9 protein-coding genes are annotated in these 18,370 nt (G+C 43.6%); 8 read left to right on the top strand and 1 reads right to left on the bottom strand.

The genetic code is table 11. The features are described from left to right. The first annotated feature begins 108 nt into the window (after window positions 1–108). Window positions 109–1,194: a Gfo/Idh/MocA family oxidoreductase gene (locus tag E4F24_RS00750; RefSeq protein WP_140936699.1), complete on the top strand. Its 1,086-nt coding sequence runs from the start codon at window positions 109–111 to the stop codon at window positions 1,192–1,194. Window positions 1,195–1,636: 442 nt separating this feature from the next. Further along, window positions 1,637–2,833, top strand: coding sequence for a BaiN/RdsA family NAD(P)/FAD-dependent oxidoreductase (locus E4F24_RS00745; protein WP_262708987.1), 1,197 nt, complete (start codon window positions 1,637–1,639; stop codon window positions 2,831–2,833). Window positions 2,834–2,906: 73 nt separating this feature from the next. Here E4F24_RS00745 and E4F24_RS00740 read toward each other — a convergent pair whose 3' ends face one another. Beyond that, window positions 2,907–3,941 (bottom strand): Fic family protein, encoded by a 1,035-nt coding sequence (locus E4F24_RS00740; RefSeq protein WP_140936698.1) that lies wholly within the window; start codon window positions 3,939–3,941, stop codon window positions 2,907–2,909. A 355-nt stretch (window positions 3,942–4,296) separates the two neighbouring features. Between E4F24_RS00740 and E4F24_RS00735 the strand changes: the two genes are divergently transcribed. The 6 genes from E4F24_RS00735 to E4F24_RS00710 form a co-directional block, all read left to right on the top strand. Beyond that, window positions 4,297–4,545 (top strand): hypothetical protein, encoded by a 249-nt coding sequence (locus E4F24_RS00735; protein ID WP_216629105.1) that lies wholly within the window; start codon window positions 4,297–4,299, stop codon window positions 4,543–4,545. Continuing rightward, complete coding sequence (locus tag E4F24_RS00730; RefSeq protein WP_140936696.1) at window positions 4,527–4,928, top strand: type II toxin-antitoxin system VapC family toxin; 402 nt, start codon at window positions 4,527–4,529, stop codon at window positions 4,926–4,928. Before E4F24_RS00735 ends, E4F24_RS00730 begins: the two co-directional genes overlap by 19 nt. A gap of 644 nt (window positions 4,929–5,572) precedes the next feature. Continuing rightward, window positions 5,573–7,000 (top strand): hypothetical protein, encoded by a 1,428-nt coding sequence (locus E4F24_RS00725; RefSeq protein WP_140936695.1) that lies wholly within the window; start codon window positions 5,573–5,575, stop codon window positions 6,998–7,000. Between the two features lie 75 nt (window positions 7,001–7,075). Continuing rightward, the gene (locus tag E4F24_RS00720) at window positions 7,076–7,939 is read left to right on the top strand and encodes a hypothetical protein (RefSeq protein ID WP_140936694.1); all 864 of its coding nucleotides are present in this window, start codon (window positions 7,076–7,078) and stop codon (window positions 7,937–7,939) included. Window positions 7,940–7,969: 30 nt separating this feature from the next. After that, complete coding sequence (locus tag E4F24_RS00715) at window positions 7,970–8,926, top strand: T9SS type B sorting domain-containing protein (protein ID WP_140936693.1); 957 nt, start codon at window positions 7,970–7,972, stop codon at window positions 8,924–8,926. 593 nt (window positions 8,927–9,519) lie between these two features. Then, window positions 9,520–18,370 (top strand): Ig-like domain-containing protein (locus E4F24_RS00710; protein WP_140936692.1); only part of this gene is annotated, 8,851 nt, incomplete at its 3' end.

The raw sequence follows: 18,370 nt of genomic DNA, 5'->3' as shown, positions 1-18,370 counted from the left end.
CTATATAAAAAACAAGGTCGTATAAGTTTTTAGACCCATTCGGCTTCACGATGTTTCGCTCAGGGTGACATTATATTCTAGAACACTGTAACATCATAAGTTATAAAAATGAACAAAATCAAAGTAGGACTCATCGGATTCTCTATTGGAGGGCATGTATTTCATGCCCCTTTTATCGCCGGGAATCCCGATCTGGAATTATATAAAGTAACAGCACGGAAGCCCGGGCAACAGCAGCTACTGGCCGAGCGGTATCCCGATGCCATCGGGGTTTTGTCGGCAGAGGACATTATTGCTGATCCGGAGGTGGATCTGGTTGTCGTGGCGACTTCGAATGACGTGCATTTTTCGTTGGCGAAAAGCGCGTTGGAAGCTGGTAAGCATGTCGTTGTAGAGAAGCCATTTACCAATACCTCGGCAGAAGCGGATGAGCTGATCGCCCTGGCAAAGTCAAAGGGGCTGTTGCTGTCGGTACATCACAATGCCCGTTTTCATTCGGATTTTAAGACCGTGAAAAAAGTTATTTCTTCAGGCCGCTTAGGTAGATTGGTCAACTACGAGGCGCGTTACGACCGCTTTCGTAACTTCCTTCGGCCGGGAGCCTGGCGTGAGGAGAACTTGCCCGGTTCGGGGATACATTACGACCTGGGGGCACATCTTATCGATCAGGCATTGCAGTTGTTCGGGCAGCCTGAGTCTGTGTTTGCCGACCTGAGGGTACAGCGCGACGGCGCCAAGGCTATTGATGATTTTGAATTTATCCTGTCTTATCCCCGGCTAAAGGTGTCCCTCAAAGGGCAGATGCTGGCTAAAGCAGCCACCCCGCGGTATAGCCTGTTTGGTATGAATGGGACATTTATCAAAGGAGGGGTAGACCCGCAGGAAGCACTCCTTCGGGAGGGTGCTATGCCCCACCGTATAAGCAATTGGGGGCAGGAGGATGAAGCCTCGTTCGGCAAGCTGGCCTTGCTTGAAAACGGTGCAGATGTGGAAGAGCTGGTGCCGAGTGAAGTGGGGGCTGGTCAGGATTTTTATGCCAATATGGTAGCTGTTTTAAAAGGAGGAGCGGAACTTTTTGTAAAACCGGAGCAGGCACGTGATGTAATCCGTATCCTGGAGCTGGCAGAGCAATCGGCAGCCGGGCAGCGCACTATTCCGCTGAAAGGGGAGTTGATTTCCCAGGGTGTGGTTTAGATACCTGACTGCCGTCAGGCCAATGTCGTTAAGTTAAGAACTAAATCGTTCTTTTTTGTCATCCTGAGATTTATCGAAGGATCTGTTCGCTTCTCAGAAAGGCATAGTTTACAGATCCCTGACTGCCGTCAGGCAGGCCTCCAAAGTCGGGATGACAAAAAAGATAAGGAAATTTAATTGTCATCCTGAGATTTATCGAAGGATCTGTTCGCTTCTCAGAAAGGCATAGTTTACAGATCCCTGACTGCCGTCAGGCAGGTCTCCAAAGTCGGGATGACAAAACGTGCTAACTTAACGACATTGGCCGTCAGGCAGGCCTCCAAAGTCGGGATGACAAAAAAGATAAGGGAATTTAATTGTCATCCTGAGATTTATCGAAGGATCTAAAGACTTGATTATCTGAGTGGATTTTGTTTTCATTTTTAACTTTTAACTTTTTAATTTGAAAAATTACGACGCAATTATCATAGGAGCAGGAGCCTGCGGGCTCATGTGTGCCGCACAAGCCGGTTTGTTGGGTAAGAAGACACTCCTGTTGGAGCGCAACGATAAACCCGGAGCCAAGATTTTGATCTCCGGTGGCGGTCGCTGTAATTTCACCAACCTGTACACCTCTGTCGACAATTTCGTATCAGAGAATCCGCAATTTCTGAATGCCGTATTTGCACAGTGGACCGTAGACGATACGATACGTTTCTTCGCAGATTTCGGAGGCATAGGAGGAGAAGAAAAAACCCTTGGACAGCTGTTCCCGACAACCAATAAAGCCAGGGATATTGTCGCTGTATTTACAAAGTTGCTCTATGATACAGGGCAGGATCTTTGGTTAGATACCCTGGTAAAATCTGTCGATCAGTCTGTAGGCGGATATACCATTACGATCGAGCGAGGAGGTCAGGAACAGGTGCTCCATGCCAAGAAGGTCGTACTTGCTTCGGGGGGATTGCCCGTAGCCAAATTGGGGGCTTCGGATTTTGCCCTGCGTACGGCACGAAAGCTAGGTGTACAGGTAGTCGCTACCGCTCCCGCGCTGGTACCACTTACCATTACAGGTAAAGATGCCGAATGGTATGCCTCCCTGTCGGGCAATTCAGTTTTTGCACGGGTTTATAATGATCGTATTTCTTTCGAGGAGAATATCCTCTTTACGCACTGGGGGTTGAGCGGCCCGGCTATATTACAGATTTCTTCCTATTGGAGGGCAGGGGAGACCTTTACCGTAGATCTGTTGCCCAAGTTTAAACTGGAAGAACTCATCAGGCGGGAACGTGAACTTGGCGGCAAGCGAACCATCGGGCAGCTGTTGCACGATTATTTTACCCGCAAAATGGTCGATGCCCTGGCTAAGTTTTTACCCATCGACACGAAGATCGCTTCGCTCGGGAAAGCAGATGCAAAACGTATTGTCGAGACCATACATGCCTTTAAGGTGAAGCCTGCGGGCGATAAGGGATACGATAAGGCGGAAGTCATGCGCGGCGGTATCGCTACAGACGAGCTAAAACCCAAAACATTGGAAGCCAAAAACTTTCCCGGCCTCTATATTGGCGGAGAAGCGGTAGATATCACGGGGTGGCTTGGTGGATATAATTTCCAGTGGGCCTGGGCTGCCGGCTTTGCTATTGCGCAGGATATTTAGGGTGTTAAGCTTTCTGTCATTTACCTCTTCAATTGTTAAATATATTTATCGTACCGTTCCAATTTGTAAGAAATTAAAAATAAGTATTTACTGCAAATTCATACTGTTCCTTAAACATATCCTTTAAAGCGCTTATGTTATTCTGCTCGTAGAATAAAAGCATGGCCTTCTTATATTCGATGGAGTCAACTGTTCTGAATGACACTGGGCAGTAACTATGTGCAATTAATATGGCATTGCTAATTATACGTGCCGTACGTTTATTTCCATCCACAAAAGGCTGGATATAAGATAGAAGAACAAGGGCTAAGAATGCTTTTTCAAAAACACTTTCTTTGTCGTTGACCAATTTGCACATTTCGTTCAATGCGTCCCTAATCTGATGTTCGTTATCAAGAGGTACATAGTTGGTTCCGGATATACCCACCCGTCGTTGCCTAATATTACGGTCAACGCCAAGGTTCTTGATCAGGATGCTGTGAATGTCTTCTATTCCCGAGGTAACCAATGGAACAACATAGTCTGGGTTTGCTACTATAAAGTTAATTGCTTCTTTGTGGTTCAATAACATAGTAGCATCGTCTTTTGGTTTACCGGCAGCCGTCTCTTTTTCCTTTAACAAGCGTTCTGTCTCCAAAAGTGAATAGGTGTTTCCCTCTATCTGTGAAGACTTCCAACTTAGGTCAATAGCAAGCCGTTCAAGCTCTTTATTATATTCTATGTCTGATAAATGGGCAATATTATTCTTGAACCGCTCCTGTAGTAATTGCAATTGACCTTTTTCTGCCTCCGTAAAGATAGAAATATCGCTCAGTACACTTGGAATTAACGCTAAATTGAAACGGTCAAGTATTTGCCTTTCATCCACCTCCTTTTGAAAATATTCTTCCATATCAATTGGATAAAGCAGTTCATAAGAAGGGCTTATAAAATATTTTGTGCCTTTTAATTTACCTTGAGCAACTGCCATTTCGGCTGTAACAAGCTTTGACAGTGCCCTCTTTAGGGTGGCATATCCAATTTCTAAACCTAAGCCTTCATGTATCTCACTTGAAGAACTTGCCGGGTGTTCTTTTATATATTGGAGTATTTTATTTGTTAGTTCCATACATCAACGTATTTAATTTATAGCTCAACCCAATGACAAATATAGCTCAATATTAGGGAAAATTGATCTGTATTTTAATAGTAAATGAGCTATATATTCCTCTAAAAATTAATATAGCTCAGACATATTCTCAATATAGCTCAAAAAAAGGCTATTTTGAGCTATAAATCGAACAAAAATGAGCTATAAATGATTAAGGTTTTACGTAAGAAAAAAATGGAGTTGCGACTTTTTTACTTCCCCGATACAGATCGGAGACAACGGATTTTTTATTTCTCTATGATACTCGTTGGATTTGTGGAGTTTCTGATTTAATCAAAAATTGGTATCTTTGATAATAGAAAAAGAAAAGGTTATGCACGAAGTGGTTATAAAATATAAAAACCGGAAAACGTTAAAAGCGTTGACTGCTTTAGGTGAATACTTGGGCTTTACCATTGCTAATCCCGAAAGAACAGGAAAAAAAGAGGTTTACCATATCAATGGCATCCCTGTTGAAAGCGGGGATCCAAAGATTGATATGCAGGACTTGACCACTATTTTCACAGGTGAGGATATTGATGCTAAAACCTTACGAGAATCGGCATGGCAACGCAAAAGGTAATCTGTGATACCGATGTCCTCATTGAATTCTTCGATGAGAAAAAAGCCCGCCATTCGCAAACCACTGCTACCATAAATGAGATTGGGATAGACAACATCTTGATTTCGGCCATTAGTAAAATGGAAATGATTAAAGGCACTCTCCATAAGGAGCATAGCCAACAGGTTGCAAAGAAATTAAAAAGGTTGGACACCATCCTTTTGAGTCCTGAAATAACCATCCGAACAATCGAACTATTAAATACGTATCATCTTAGCCATGGATTGGCAATTCCCGACGCTTTGATAGCGGCTACCTCTCTTGAAACCGGGCTTAAATTATTTACCTACAATATACGGGATTTTAAGTTTATAAAAGGTCTGAACCTGTACAGTTTCAAATAACCTTCAGCTCAAATGTCATATAACCTACCTGGAGAAAAATGGAGTTGCGACTTTTTTACTTCCCCGATACAGACCGGAGACCAAAGTCGGGATGACAAAATAAGATAAGGGAATTTAATTGTCATACTGAGGCTTGCCGAACCGCGCGAAGCAAGCTCATGAGTACCTTAGGAATAAGTATTGACGAATAAGTATCTGTTCGCTGCACAGAAAGGCATAGTTTACAGATCGCTGACGGCAGTCAGGGATCTAACAATCTGGTTATAGATGCTTCGACTTTTTCCATATACGCGCTACCAAACGGTACGATCAATATACCGCCAAGGATGTTTTTTTAGTGCCCAAGGTGCATTATTTACTGCTTAGGGTATTATATTGGCCGTAGGCGGTTGCTTTTTTTCTTCTTTTTTGTTTCATGGTGTATGTGTTAAATGGCTGTTTATTAGTTTGTTAAATATGGAAGTCTCATTTGTTGCCCTAATGTCTAATCAATTAACAAAAAATAGGTTCTTTAAATTGAACAATATTTCTATATTTGGCTCGGATATTGAGTAAGGTGTTCAAGAATAAAAATGACCCTACTATCCTTATGAAAGACATTATTTACAAACCGGAATTAATTTTTTAATTCATTTTTTTTAATCGTGATGAGAGCGTGTGGGCTTGCAAGACTGGGTATTAGTCTATTGCTGTTTTTAGCAATGGCGCAGGTTGGCTATGGGCAGAATAATCGGGTTTACGGTAGCAGAGATGTTATTAGTGCTGCTGGTAATGTGCAAAATCGTCCGAATGCTTATACTGATCCTTTAACGGATTATTCTAGGATTATATCACCACTTTTGGGGTCTGCATGGCAATCTGTTAGGTTTCCTGTTGGTCAAGAACCTTTACCTAAATCTCCTGTTTATATAAAGTTTACTCCCCCTGCCGCGTTATTAGATTTATTGGGAACGACTACACTGTCTAAGACTAATACTAATTTAGCAGGAAATGTTGGTACATCGCTCTCAAATGGAACGTTATTAGGTTTATTGGGTACGTTGACCGCAAATGAACCGGTCGAATTTGAGTTTTTTATTTCAGGTGATAATGTAGAATTTGATGGACTTAAACTTGAGCATGGAGGATTAGGTCTCGGTAAACAAGCAGACTATTATTATTTGTTCTATATAGCCCCTCCTGATGTTCCGGACGTGACACTTTGTGAGGGTGAAGGTGGATTTGTTGAAGTTTCTAATCATAAGCCTGGATATTCTTATCGTTTGTACGATGCACAGACCGGAGGGTATCAGATTGGTTCAGATATTACATCTGATACCGTTACTATTGAGTCGCATTGGGAGACGATGGACGGTGTGGAAGAATATTGGTTAGAAGCTTGGGAAGATAATAAGTATAGGTCAGCACGGTGGCCAATTGTGATTAGACGTAACAAAATTACAAATAACGAGATACAAAGTGGTGACCAGACTATATGTGAAGGGGGGACTCCGCAAAAGCTTATTGCTGATCTTAATTTTGATGTTGACCTTTTGCAGTGGCAGCGCAAAACTTCCGGAGATTGGGAAGATATTGTCGGTGCAGGAGGTAGCCCTTTTGTTGGTACTTATAAAGATTATCAACCGCCTCCACTGTTTGAAACGACTATGTTCAGAAGGGTTGCAACTGGAACTCAGAGTGGCGTAGCGTGTAGCTCATATAGTAACGAAGTAACAGTCACGGTCAATCCGCTTCCGGTGCTTACAATACTATCAAATGCTGCGATTTGTGAAGGGGAGACTGTCGCTATACTTCCTTATTCGGTTACAAATGGTGGAAATCAATATAAGTTGACTTGGGATGACGGTACACCGGGGTCGTTTGTTAATGTTTCAGGTTGGCCCGGGCCTGCTTTATCAGGAGATGATATCAATGTTGCTATCCCTGTCAGTGCGGAACCGGGGACATATACCGGTAAAATATCAGTTCGGAATTCTGCTACGGGTTGCGAAGGGGAGGAGAAATCCTTTAGTATTCAGATTTTTCCGAAGCCCGGCAAGCCTCACCTTACTATTTCAGATGTTATCAATTAAAAACAATATAATCAATATGAAAAACAATATAATCAATATTAAAAACAATTAAAATTAATCAATATGAAAAACAAGATGGAAAGGATGAAAGTCGGCTTGGTAGCCTTGCTTTTAATCATTGGGGTAAATGCCTCAGCACAATTGATTGCTCCAGGTGTGCAAGGGGCACTTGCACCTAATTTAAGTGGAGACGGAACGGAAGCAATTTTTGCGCATGAAAGCTCGAGTTTTAAATTGACAGCTTCCACGACGAGTTCAGCGATCGATGGTGTTGCAGACGTGACGTTCGATGAAATAAAATGGTATTTTAAAAAGGCAGATGGTGGTTTGGGAGATTTGCCTGACTTAGAGTTGGACGATGAGCCGGTTGTTGGAGGGGCGTCAAATAGTGAGTTGACAGTGACAGGGTTGAAGCCGGGTTTTTATACGTTTATGGCTATCGGTGAAACTTCTGGCGATATCTGTTCTACAGTACCAGAGGAGTTTACAGTATTTGTTTTGCCACTATTAACAGTTACCGTTTCGTCTGATTTAGCATCAGATATTTATTGTGCGGATGATTTACCTACAGATAACAATAGTTTAACAGCTACTGTTGTATTCGATGCCGGTACACCATTTAATACTCAGAGACCTGACGCATACAATAATCCTGTAATTGGTGATTTTGAATTGCGCTATCGTTGGTATAAGGTAGAGGACGGTGAAACGCCAGATTTTGCTAATGATACGCCAATTTCAACAAGCACCTCAAGTAATGTATATACTTTAGTCAACCCTGGAGATGCAGCGGTAGGTAGCTGGAATTATTATGTGGCGGTGGATTATACTGTTAAAGAATCTGGTCCATATACTGATGCTTTAGGTGAAGTTACTCCGACAGTTATTCAGGTGACACCGAAACCAGGTAAACCAGTAATTACAATTGAAGCACTTTAATAGCTGAATTTTCATATCGATAACAATATCATGCAAGGTTTGCTTCGCTATATCCTTATGTCGCTTGTTGTGTTTCTGCTTGCTTTACCGCAGGCAGAAGCGCAGCAGCAAACCTTGCGTATTGTTAGCGGTAAGGAGGTAACGCTGCGGGCTGATGCCGAGCATGCCTTGTCTTATATCTGGTTTAAAGATGGTGAATCGATAAATGGTTCGCACGATCAGCGGATCGTAGTGACCGAAGCGGGCATATATACCGTAATGGCGCTAGGTGAGGGCTGTAATTCCGATCTTTCGGACCCGGTAGAGATTATTGTAGATCCGCTTGGCGAAGATATCACCGTAGATGTAGAAATCCGAAACCTGCCTTCTGCAAAGTATGTATTGGTAAATAATACCATGAACCATCAGCTGATGCTGATTAACCAGGGTACTGATGCAGTTGCCGATTTAATTGTGACGTTCGATGTCCCTCGTGAAGTCGAGTATGAAGGGGTGTTGGATGGATATGTGGGTACCGTTACATATAATGCTGCGAGCCGACAGATTATATGGAAAGTGCCAAATATGGAAGCAAAAGAAGCCCTGTCATTATGGGTTGAACTGCGAGGTGCCATACCCGGAATGGCAATTACCCTGGCAACGGTGGTGAGCGAGCAGTCTAATGTAGCGATAGCCAAAGATAAGTCTACCGCCGAAGTGGATGTCGTTTTATTCTACATTCCTAATGTATTCACACCGAATAACGATGGCTTTAACGATTATTTTGAGATCAAGGGGATAGAGTCTTTTGAGACCAAGCAATTGCGGGTATTTAATCGGCATGGTCATGAAGTCTATCATTCCCAAAATTATGAAAATAACTGGGGTGGCGAAGGACTGGTTGACGGGACCTATTTTTATTACCTGGAGTTAGACGATAAAACCAAAGGGAAATATACAACCAAGGGGTACGTAATGATTATGCGTACTTTTTACCATCGCGACTAAGCGCAAAAAGATCCGTGCTGTACGGGGCTTTGGTGTTTTGTTAGTTGCTTGAATCTCATCTGTTATCTGGTATTGTTATTCCTGTTCTGGCGACGAAGTTGGCAAAACTTCATTTTTGTGCGCTTTTTTTTGAGCCGCAGGCGAGAAACTTAACGTTGAAACATTGGTTTTATTGTAGCTTTAAATTTACTCTATATACCTCTGTTTTTCTATATAGGATAAAAATTTCGATTAAGTACGCATAAAAATGACATTTCTTACATTTTTCTGAAATAGGTTAACTTTAATTTTTATTAAATAACGGTAAACATTCGATTGTTTTTCTTTAAATGATATTTAAAGTGTTAAATGGTGTTAAATATTAATTAAATTTAATTAATGATGATATTATTTGTTTTTCAGGTTTCTAAAATTTCCAATATTATATTTGTATTAATTTTTATAAAAAATTTTTTTTATTACACTATTTCTTCGTTAGATTTGCAATGGGTCAAGAGATTTTATCTTGACTTCGAGTTATGAAAAACATATTATTAATCTCAGTGTCCATGGCTTTTGGTATCTGATATTAAAATTTATACTAATCACTATCTATGAAAAACATCAACACTGTGGACCTTACACCGGGGACGCTGTCCCCGGTTAAGTACGTTCTAATGTTTATCTTGCTGATTTTGGGGATCACAAGTTACGGACAGACAAAAGAGTATGCTACCGTTACTCCAAGTAGTGGAGCTATAGCTGTTGGGCTTGGTTCTGGTAGTTCAGGGGTTGCGAATCCAGGAAGCGCTGCAAATAGTTCAGAGGCTAGCTTTGCTACAATGACTTCTACAAGAGTTGTGGGTGGACTATTGGGGTCAGGAGATGGCTGGTTGCAGTTGAAGTTTGAGAATAATTTGCAACCGAATGACTGGGTTTATATTCGGTATTCGGGAATTAATCAGACTGGTTTAACATTGGGATTGGGCTCTTTACTTGGAGCTCCTTCTAATTTTATACAGGCCACACTGTATAAAAATGCAAATGCAGGCGGCGACGGAACGGCTTTAGGGAGTAGTGCCAATGTTAAGTTCGTTACAGATAGTGATGGAGTTACGTATATAGCTGTTCAATCACCCGGTAATGTCGAGGCTTTTAATTCCGTTAGGATTAGATTGACCTTTGCTGCTGATGTAAATCTTCTAGCTTCTAGAACAATAAATATTCATTATGCTTACGCGTTATCCAATATTCCGGATTGTGCGCCAGTTGCATTTGCTGGTGATGGAGAAGCAAGCGGTGTAGGTTTGAACCTGGGAAGTTTATTAGGGGCGAGCAACCGTGTTGTGGAAAACCCTTCTTACGCAATTGACAACAATACATCAAATTATTCAGTTTTAAAATCTAGCTTGTTATCGGTAGTCGGATCATTCTCACAAAGTTTTTATTTCCCGGCTTCATCAGAAGCAAATTCGGTACTGAAGGTACGGTTGCAATTAAGCTCGGCCGTAGCCGATGTAAGTGTATTAGGAGGCTATTATATCCGGGCTTACAACGGAACTACTCTGGTGTTAGACGAGGAGCTTCAAGGTGGATTGGTGAATGGGCTGAATGTGTTGAACGCGTTAAATTCAGGAGGGATCGTAACGATTCCGCTAGATGTAGCCGATCCGTTTGATCGGGTTGAAATCGGATTACAAAATACATTGGGGGTTAGCGTAGAAGCAGATTTGCGTATCTATGGCGTAACCCGTTCAAGCGCGTCTTGTCCGGAGCCGCCTCCTGCGTTGAATCCGCTTTTCGTTCCAATGTGCGCGAATGCAACGATCGTTTCTTCTTTAAATGCGGATGATCCGCAGTTCGCGGTCGATGATAATTTTGACAGTTATGCAACGATACGCTCTGATGCAGGGATCCTTATTGGTTTGGGAAGTTTGTCCGGTCATCTGGAAGTTGATTTTCCTGATCAGGTACCTGCCGGTAAAACAACCTATATCCGTATCGATTACGACGAAGATATACTGAAAGCATTAGTAGCGGGTAGTCTTGGTGATGTCGTGAGAGGTCTGTTAAATGGATTAGTATTAGGAGATCATTATTTCGAAGTGCAATTGAAAGATGGTGCTTCGGAAACACTCAATACCTCCAGTGCGGATCTGTTTGCTGCGTCAAATGGTCAGGTTCGCATTGTACAGGACAAAGCGGGTAGATATTATATCGCTGTTAAGGCCGATCAGCCGTTTACCAATATCCGGTTAACAGATCGTACAGACGCTACTGTTGGCCTCCTTTCGTCAGACAAATACCTGAATGTCTACAGCGTATGTTATGATGCAAGTGATGATATCTGTGATGAAGCATTCGCTACTTCTTATGATGGAAGCGGTATTACATTAGGCGTTTTACAAAATGTACTTAGTCCTACAGGAATTGAAAACCCCGAACGGGCGATTGATGATGACGCGGATACCTTCTCGCAGATCAATCTTGGTCTCCTGAGTGTTGCCGGATCGATGTCGCAGCATATCTACTTTAATTCCTTAAGTGATGCCCAATCGGTATTTAAGATAAAATTAGCGATTGCCACTACGGAAACATTAGACGTAGACCTGTTGGGTACTTACGAGATAATAGCGTACAACGGTACGACAGAGGTGTATCGCAGATCCTTAGGCGGAGGCTTATTGAACGGTACAGATGTTCTTGGCCTGCTGGGTGGAGGAGAACCGGGTACATTGACGTTTGCGCCGGGTAAGGTATTCGATCATATCGAAATCCGTGTAAACGGTTTAGTGGGAGCGAGTGCTTTCGAATCGGCAGTGGAGGTTTACGATGTAAAACGGTTTGGTCCTGCAGGTTCTGGATGTGAAGATCCGGATTTTGTATTGCCATCGCCTACAGCGACACCTTTTGAGGATCCATCGTGTGATGCAACGGTCGTAGCATGGGAAAATGCCGATTACGCATATCTCGCCGCAGATGGTAACAACGAATCTTATGCCACATTAACGGCAAGTAGTGGTACACTATTGGGCATGGGGGCATACAACGGGTTCCTGGAATATGAGTTCCCAACCATTATTCCTGCAAATAAAACAACATATATCCGTATTGACATGGAGGACAATCTGTTGCTTCGCCTGTTGAGCGGTACATTGGGTACATTGGGGAATACGGTCGGAGGATTAGCACTGGGCGATCATTACTTTTCGGTAGAGGCTAAGACTGCGCAAACGGGTGGAACCACCGTATTAACGGGATCCAGCCAGGAAGCCTTTGATGATGTAACGGGTGGCGACCTGCGAATCGTACAGGATAATATAGGCCGGTATTATATCGCGGTTACACCTAATGCGGATTACCAAAATATCCGTATTACAGAACATTTCCCTGCCTTGGTAGGTTTGACGCAGGATGTGGCTTCGATGAGGATCTTTGAAGCTTGTATGGAAATGGGTACAAACAACTGTCTGCCGGGTCAGTTTACGTCTTTCACTGTGTCAGGTACGAACTTGGCTTCATTGGAAGGTGCGGGTGTAACCAATCCGGATCATGCCATATCTGTCAACTCTTCTGATTATTCTGAAATTAGTACAGGTACGGTGGCGATAGCGGCACAAGTGTCGCAACGGATCTATTTTAATCAGCTGTCTACAGCGGGTGATACGATGCAGGTACGTTTGCAGCTTGATCCGTCGAGTTTGGCTACGGTAGATTTATTAGGTAGCTATAGCATTGTAACATACAATGGTAGTGCAATTGGGGAAACATTTACCTTGCAAGACGGACTGATTAATAACCTAAACTTATTGGATCTGTTCAGTTCTGGTGGGGTACAGACCTTGACATTCCAGACAAATACACCATATGATCGAGTAGATGTGGTAGCGGGATCTTTGCTTAATGTTGCATTGACGCCTTCTATCCGTTTATATGAAGTAAAACGAATCGGTGCAGGTTGTCCAACAACGACAACACCATCGCCATTCGAGAATCCGGTTTGTGTAACAGAAATCAGGGCTTCTTCTAACGCGGATAATCTGGCTAATCTTTTTGATGATGATTTTGACTCGTACGCGACCTTGAATTCGGGTGCTAATTCTTTACTGGGACAATTATTAGGTGGGCAACCGAATAATTATACCGGATTTGTAGAATTGGGATTTGGTACACCGGTAGAAGCGAACAAAACGGCTTATGTACGTATTGACTTTGAACCTACTTTATTGAATAAATTAGTGGGCGGAAGTCTTGGTGGTGCCGTGGCTGATCTGGTAGATGGTCTGCTGTTAGGAAATCATTATTTTACCATTCAGGCCAAAAATGGAAATACAGTTGTATTAGAGGGAGGTAGTAATGATAATTTTGGCGGCAACAACGATCGTATCCGTGTCGTGCAGGATAAATTTGGCCGGTACTATATCGCGATAACACCGGGTGCGGAATTTGATGCGATTCGGATTACAGATGGCACAAATACGGCGTTAGCGTTGACCGACCAGGGAAATTCTATGAATGTATATGGTGCATGTGTGGACAACCCGCTAACGGATTGTCAACCGGTATTTACGACCTCATACGATGCAAGTGGCTTAAATCTTAATGCGGCCGGACTAGCGAGCTCGGGGGCAGGTGTAAATAACGCGGATCATGCCATTAATGATAATACAACAGATTATTCTGAAATCAGCTTAGGGAACCTGGCTGTAGGACAATCGGTTAGACAATATTTTGATTTCCGTAAGAGCGCGTTGCCAAGTGAAATCGTGAACTTGACCTTGCAGTATGGTTCTGGTGCATTGGATCTGAACCTGATCGGTGGCTTGGAAATCATCGCGTATAACGGTAGTATTCCGGTGGATACGTTGGATGTGGAAAGCGAATTGATTAACGGTCTGAATGTATTGGGTGTTCTTAATAACGGCGCGGTAGGTGTAATTCCTTATGCACCGGGCGTGGAATATGACCGGATAAGTGTTGGTTTGCAAGGTGTAGCGGGTGTAGGCGCATTGCCGGAGCTTCGTGTATTCAATGTTGAGAAAGATTGTAATACACCAATGTTTAAGACCTGGAAGTCGTACCAGGAAACAAGCAGCGGAACAGCAGTAGCGAATGTAAAAGGTGGTGAGGAAATTGAATACACCATCCATATCGCGAATACAGGTGCTGTAGCATTAACAAACTACCGTGTGGTAGATACCATTCCGGAATATACAACGTATGTTGCGGGTTCAGGTGGTGTGTTAGTCGCAGACAGTGTAGTTTTTGAGAATGTAACAATTGCAGTGGGTGACACAGCAAGAGTATCCTTTAAAGTTACCGTCAATGCCGACTTAACAGGGGCAACAGTTATCAGTAACGTAGCGTTTGTAAAAGAAAATGAAAATGATCCGGGTAAGGGTACGGTTCCTCCGGCTGATCCGGCTGATCCTACAGCGGGTCCGGACGAGAATGTTCCTCCGGGGACTACAACAGATATTCCGGTAGATCCGATTTCTTCGGTGTCGACCTGGAAAGGTTTTAGTATTGCTAACGGTACCAGCGCCACTTCGGTTAGTGGTGGTGAGACGGTAACGTACACAATATATATTGCGAATACGGGTAATCAGGCATTAACAGGGGTGTCGATTTCGGATGCCTTACCTGTCGCAACAACGCATGTATCCGGTGGTACATTAAACGGTGCATCTGTTGATTTTGATGGAATAAGTATTCCGGTAGGGGATACGGTGACGAGAAGTTTCGATGTCCTGGTTCAGGATAATTTGACGGATGTGACCCAAATCAGTAACGTAGCGGTAGTGACAGCTGCCGGAATACCTACGTCTACTGCTCCTGCGGACCCAACGGATCCAATGGCTGGTCCTGCACCGGGAAGTAATCCGGGGGATCCGACATTGATTCCGGTCGACCCGACAGATGATGTCGTCGCCTGGAAAGGATACAGTATCGCAAACGGTACGTCTACCACTACGGTAAGTGGCGGTGAAGAGGTAACGTACACGATTTATATTAAGAATGAAAGTAATCAGGATTTAACGGGTCTATCGGTTTCCGATGCTCTTCCTGAAGGGACTACTTATGTTTCAGGTGGTACGTTGAATGGTAATACAGTCGAGTTTACAGGCATCAATGTAGCCTTTGGACAGACTACATCCGTAAGTTTCATTGTAAACGTGAATGCGGATTTGACCGATATCGATGTGATTAGCAACGTGGCGGTCGTTAAAAATGATCCGTCTGATCCGGGTACACCTACGGTGCCTCCTGCTGATCCTACGGATCCTCCGGCCGGACCTGATCCGGGTGCAACTCCGGGCGACCCTACCGAAATTCCGGTAGAGGCTATTTATACCATCGACTTGAGCCTGGATGGCGTAAGTAATGGTGGAAATACCGGACAAGCGCAAGCAGGTAATGTAATAACCTATACAGTTACCATTACAAATACAGGAAATAAAGATTTAACAAACGTTGAGCTTGTTAGCCCTATTCCGGAAAATACAACGCTGAATGATGAAGGTGACTTTACCTTAGGTGGTGCCAATTTAGAATTAACCATTCTGACATTGGCTGTGGGTGAGACACAAACATTTACCTTTACAGTAACGGTAGATGATCCACTTGATACAGGTGTCGTTCCGTCTATCGACAATAGCGTAACTGCCAGCAATGCTGAAGTAAGCGAGACGGCAACACATAGCATGCCGACTGATTGTATAGAACTTGGGTTAGCAAACTTAGACCTGACAACTTCCGTCGCACAGGTATGTATTGGTGGATCTGTTACGTTAAATGCTGACCTTCTGGGTGCAGCAGCGGGTATAGACCCAACTTTCATTAAGTGGTATAGTGGATTTAATGATAATGCGCTAAGTGGCTATTTGGGTGAAGGTGCTTCTATCGAGGTAACACCGACACAAACAGGTGCCATAACCTATTATGCAATCATTGCAGGAGCAGGCTTCTGTTTTGATAATCCGCCTGGCTCCGTAATCGTGACCGTACATGCCTTGCCAGGTACGCCAACGATAACGGCAGATAATGCGACAGTATGTGAAGGTGAAACGATAACATTGACGGCTACAGCGGGTGCGGATAGCTACAGATGGTACAGAGATGCTACGTTATTAGCAGAAAACTCAAACATATTGATAATAGATCCTGCTGCTCTTTCGGATGCCGGACAATATACAGTGATAGCAGTTAATGAGTTCGATTGTGAAAGTGCGGCTTCTGCACCGGTAACGATTGGTGTTACACCTAGAGCAACGGATGGAGATGTGATGGTGACGGGGAATGACCCGGTATGTGAGGGATCAGCGGTAACGTTAACAGCAAGCTCTGCACTGACGAATCCAATATTCTATTGGTATAACAGTCCTTCTGCAACAACACCGGAATTTACCGGACCTAGCTTGAACCTGGTGCCAAATGAGACGGTAACATACTATGTTGGCGTATCGGGCGACGGTGTTTGTGAAAGCGCGATCGCGGATCGTGTATCGGTAACCGTTACCCTTAATCCGGCTCCGGTAATTGTGTTTAATGAAGCATCTTCTTATGCTATAGAGATTAATGAAAGTGTCGATGTACCAACATATAATACTGAGGTAGGTGTTACTTACCAATGGAAGGATCAATCAGGAGCCGACTTTGATGGAACAACCTTCGGACCATTTGCTTCTCCGGGTATGTATGTTTATACGTTGATCGCGACGAATACACTCTCGGGCTGTCAAACAGCGGCAAACGTAACCATCCATGTCTTCAATCCGGATGAATGTCCTCCGGTGTACACGAGAGTATATGCAAATGACGCGTCACAATATGATGTAACTAAGCTGTTGTTTGTTAACCTGGGTTCTGTAACTAACCCAAGCCATGCAGCAGATCAAGATGTAGCGACATTCAGTACGCTGACAGAGGTGGCTAATGTAGCTGGACTTTTGGGCCAAACTTACCAGAATCTCAAATGGACAGGTAGCCCGATTGCGGCTGGTACGCCTGTAACCGTGAAATTAGGTAAAACATTGACTGCTGCCCAACTTTCTGGCGGTATCCGGGTTGAGCCAATTGATGCTGCAGGAAACACTGTCGGTATATCGCAGCTGGTAGATGGAGACTTAGTCAACATCGTTGCCGGTGAGAATATTTTTGATTTCACCTTCGTTCCAACAAATGCAAGTGGACAGCAAGTACCTTATAGCGGAGTGAAAGTTTACTTATCTGCTTTAGCTACTGTAGCGCAGTCTGTAAATCTATACGAAGCATATTACCATACTCCAGGTACGCCAGATTGTGACGAACCGAATGGAGTAGTAGATGTATTAAGTGGTATCGAGCGTCCAATCGGAGGTGTGGGTGCGTTGAATGGTTTAGTCAATGTTGTCGATGCTGCGAATGCAGTGGACGGTAATAATGGAACTTTTGCAGTGCTCAATAATGCGGTTGGTGTTAACGCGTATACCCGCTTAGAAGTATTGTATAGTACACCTGCACTTGCTGGCGATACGTTGACCATCAGAGTTGGAAAACCATCGTCACTATTGACAGTAGGTTTGTTAGAATCCTTTACGATTCAACCTTACCTAGGCAATACAGCGGTAGGAGAGCCGATCCATAGTGATGATAATCTGTTGAACATTTCGCTGCTTGCCGGAAACGAGCAAGCTGATGTGAAATTCATCGCCAACGCACCGTTTGATCGTGTGAAGATTCTATACGGTGGTGTAGGGGGTGTGCTGGATCAATTGCAGGTGCATGAGATTACACGCACGATTCCTGCTGTTGTAGTAGGTGATAATGGCGATAATAAATTTGAAATTTGTCCTGGAGGTGATATTGTTATCCCGGTTCCGGACAATTGTACAACATACTTAATCTATGATGAACCTACAGATGGTAACCTGGTTGATGTAACAACCTTGATGCCGGGAGTACGTACGTTATATGTACAAACTGTACGTTTCGGTACATGTGAGACGGGGGAAAGAACACCGATTGAAATCGATGTGAACGAACCACCGGTTGCACCGATAGTAGAGGATCAAGGGGTTTGTCAGACTCCGGAAGAGGAGACTGTTTATTACGATGTGGAAGTATTGGCAGATCATACATTGGTTTATTATGCTGATGCGACTTCAACTACGCCACTATCGGAGATTCCTACAGTGAATAGTAATATAGTGGGTACGACGACTGTCTATGTAAGTCAGGTCAGCACACTAACAGGTTGTGAAAGTCCTCGTGTGGCAGTAAGCATCACGGTAAACGAAGTGTTAGCCCCTGATCTGGACGAGTTAGCGCAGACGTTCTGTGAGATTGACGCGGCTACTGTTGCGGATCTGGATATTACGGGAGCTACGGGTACTGTATTGTGGTACACGTCTGATGCAGGCGGTACGGCACTGGCACCGGAAACGGCATTGACAAATGGTTCGTACTATGCGTCTCAGGTTGTTG

The sequence above is a fragment of the Sphingobacterium lumbrici genome (assembly GCF_006476045.1).
Lineage (GTDB): Bacteria > Bacteroidota > Bacteroidia > Sphingobacteriales > Sphingobacteriaceae > Sphingobacterium > Sphingobacterium lumbrici.
The sequence above is the reverse complement of the archived record's forward strand: the minus strand, read 5'-3'. Positions and strand labels throughout refer to the sequence as shown.